This window comes from Phaeovulum sp., from assembly GCF_041596715.1.
GTDB lineage: Bacteria > Pseudomonadota > Alphaproteobacteria > Rhodobacterales > Rhodobacteraceae > UBA6213.
Genome location: NZ_JBFHIA010000326.1, coordinates 1 through 2,631, shown reverse-complemented (window position 1 = coordinate 2,631; position 2,631 = coordinate 1). Strand labels below are relative to the sequence as shown.

Sequence of the window (2,631 nt, the reverse complement as noted above, 5' to 3'; positions counted from 1 at the left end):
CTTCTGGAATCAGGGGCTGCATCAGGGCGCAAGCCTTTCGCTCGACGTTGAAGAGAATGTCTCGGATGTCTATTACTTCCCGCTGCTGATCAGCATCGCGGGATTCATATTGTTGTTCGTGGCGCTGGTATTGCTGCGCACACGCACCGAAATCCGGTCGCGCCGCCTCAAGGCGCTGGAACTGCGCGAAAGGGCTGCGTGATGGTCGAGCTTGGAAAATATGCCTCTACGGTGATGTCCGCCTATGGGGTGACGCTTCTGTTGCTGGTCGTGATCGTGGCGCAGTCGCTTTGGCGTTCGGCGCGGGTGAAGCGCGCGCTCGCGGCACAGGAAGCGCGGATGGGGATGAAATCTGATGGCTAGGCTTTCACCGCTGGCAGTATTGCCACCGCTGGTATTCGCGGCACTTGCAGGGGTCTTCGTGTGGGGCATGGGGCGCGATGATCCGAATGCGCTGCCCTCGGCACTGATCGGGCAAGAGGCCCCGGCGCTGGTGGTCACGCAACTGGCGGATCTGCCGCCGCTTACTTCGGACGTGCTGAAAGATGGCAACGTCAAGCTGGTGAACTTCTGGGCGAGCTGGTGTGCGCCTTGCCGGATCGAGCATCCGCTGATTACCCAGCTTTCGGCTGAGGGGATGCCGGTCTACGGCGTCAACTACAAGGATGAGCCTGGCGCCGCGCTGAAGTTTCTGGCCGATCTGGGCAACCCTTATGATGCGGTCGGTGCCGACCTTTCGGGGCGCGATACGGCGCTGAACTGGGGTGTTTACGGCGTGCCGGAAACCTTCGTGATCGACGGGCAGGGAAGGGTACTTTACCGCTTTGCCGGGTCGCTTACGCCCAATGTCGTCAATAACCGTATCCGCGAGCATTTCGCGGCGAAGTAACACCCGATGTGTTAAAACGAAAAAGGCCCCGGAGCGATCCGGGGCCTTTTGCGTTTTGGGCCGCTGTTTACGACTTGGCGAGGTTGCGCAGCACGTAATGCAGCACGCCGCCGTTTTCGAGGTATTCGATCTCGACCTCGGTATCGATACGGCTTTTGATCTGGATGGTCTTTTCGCGCCCATCGGCATAGCGGATGGTGCACGGCACAAGGCTCAGCGGCGCGATCTTGCCTTCAAGCCCTTCGATCGTGACCACCTCATTGCCTTTCAGCCCGAGGCTCTTGCGGTTCTCGCCGCCGGTGAACTCGAACGGAATTACACCCATGCCGATCAGGTTCGAGCGGTGGATACGCTCGAAGCTTTCCGCGATGACTGCCTTGACGCCCAGCAGGTTGGTGCCCTTGGCCGCCCAGTCGCGGCTGGAGCCCGCGCCGTATTCGATGCCGCCAAAGACCACCAGCGGGGTGCCCGCGTCCTGATAGGCCATCGAGGCATCGTAGATCGAGGTTTGCTTGCCATCCGGGCCAAGCGTGTAGCCACCCTCGACGCCTTCCAGCATCTCGTTCTTGATGCGGATATTGGCGAAGGTGCCGCGCATCATCACTTCGTGGTTGCCACGGCGCGAACCGTAGCTGTTGAAATCGGCCACGCCGACTTGCCGCTCGGTCAGGTATTTGCCCGCTGGCGTGCTTGCCTTGAACGAACCGGCCGGGCTGATGTGGTCGGTGGTGATCATGTCACCAAGGATCGCCAGCACCCGCGCATCGTGGATGTTTGAAATCGTGCCTGCATCCTTCTTCATGCCGCGGAAATAGGGCGGGTTCTGGATGTAGGTAGAGCTTGCCGGCCAGTCATAGGTTTCCGAGTCGGTCACCTTCACGCCTTGCCATTTGGCGTCGCCCTTGAACACGTCGGCATATTTTTTCTGGAATGCCTCGCGCGTTACGGTCTGTTCGACCAGATCGGCGATTTCCTTGTTGCTGGGCCAGATGTCTTTCAGGAACACCGGCTTGCCATCCGTGCTGGTGCCCAAAGGCTCGCTCGTCAGGTCGATGTTCATATCGCCTGCCAGCGCGTAGGCCACCACCAGCGGCGGGCTTGCCAGATAGTTGGCGCGCACGTCGGGGCTGATACGACCTTCAAAGTTGCGGTTGCCCGAAAGCACCGCGGTTGCCACCAGATCGCCCTCGGCAATGGCCGCCGAAATCTCGGGCTGCAATGGGCCAGAGTTGCCGATGCAGGTGGTGCAGCCATAGCCCACAAGGTTGAAGCCGATCGCATCGAGGTCTTCTTGCAGCCCTGCGGCGTTGAGGTATTCCGAAACCACTTGGCTTCCGGGCGCCAGCGAGGTTTTCACCCAAGGCTTGCGCGTCAGGCCCAGAGCGCGCGCTTTGCGCGCCACGAGGCCCGCACCGATCATCACATAGGGGTTCGACGTATTGGTGCAGGAGGTGATCGAGGCAATTACCACCTTGCCCGAGGTCATGGCGTATTCTTCGCCCTTGACCGGCACGGATTTGCCCATGTCGCGCTTGAAGCTTTCGGTCATTTCCTTGGCGAACGACGCCTTGGCGCTGTTCAGTGCCACGTAATCCTGCGGGCGCTTGGGGCCCGAGATCGCGGGGACGATGGTGCTCATGTCGAGCTCAAGCGTCGAAGTGTAGATTGGTGCATAGTCCGCGCCGCGCCACATGCCGTTTTCCTTGGCATAGGCTTCGACCAGCGCAATACGCGCCTCGTCG

Annotated in this window: 3 protein-coding genes and 1 pseudogene; 3 read left to right on the top strand and 1 reads right to left on the bottom strand. The window is 60.6% G+C overall.

Annotated elements, in window-relative coordinates; genetic code table 11:
• From ABY403_RS15440 to ABY403_RS15430, 3 genes and pseudogenes are all read left to right on the top strand, one after another.
• Window positions 1-202 (top strand): annotated as a pseudogene (locus tag ABY403_RS15440) (transcriptional regulator); the annotation flags it as partial.
• Window positions 202-363 (top strand): heme exporter protein CcmD, encoded by a 162-nt coding sequence (gene ccmD, locus ABY403_RS15435; protein ID WP_372841706.1) that lies wholly within the window; start codon window positions 202-204, stop codon window positions 361-363. The pseudogene ABY403_RS15440 and the gene ccmD, both read left to right, overlap by 1 nt.
• On the top strand, window positions 356-889 hold the full coding sequence (locus ABY403_RS15430; protein ID WP_372841705.1) for a DsbE family thiol:disulfide interchange protein: 534 nt from the start codon (window positions 356-358) through the stop codon (window positions 887-889). Before ccmD ends, ABY403_RS15430 begins: the two co-directional genes overlap by 8 nt.
• A 67-nt stretch (window positions 890-956) precedes the next feature.
• On the opposite strand, the gene acnA is transcribed toward ABY403_RS15430, so the two are convergent.
• Window positions 957-2,631: aconitate hydratase AcnA (gene acnA / locus ABY403_RS15425; protein ID WP_372841704.1), on the bottom strand; the 1,675-nt coding region annotated here is incomplete at its 5' end.

Bases quoted from the DNA above. Each gene is read 5' to 3' on its own strand.
- ccmD (WP_372841706.1), top strand. From the start codon at position 202: ATGGTCGAGCTTGGAAAATATGCCTCTACGGTGATGTCCGCCTATGGG.
- ABY403_RS15430 (WP_372841705.1), top strand. From the start codon at position 356: ATGGCTAGGCTTTCACCGCTGGCAGTATTGCCACCGCTGGTATTCGCG.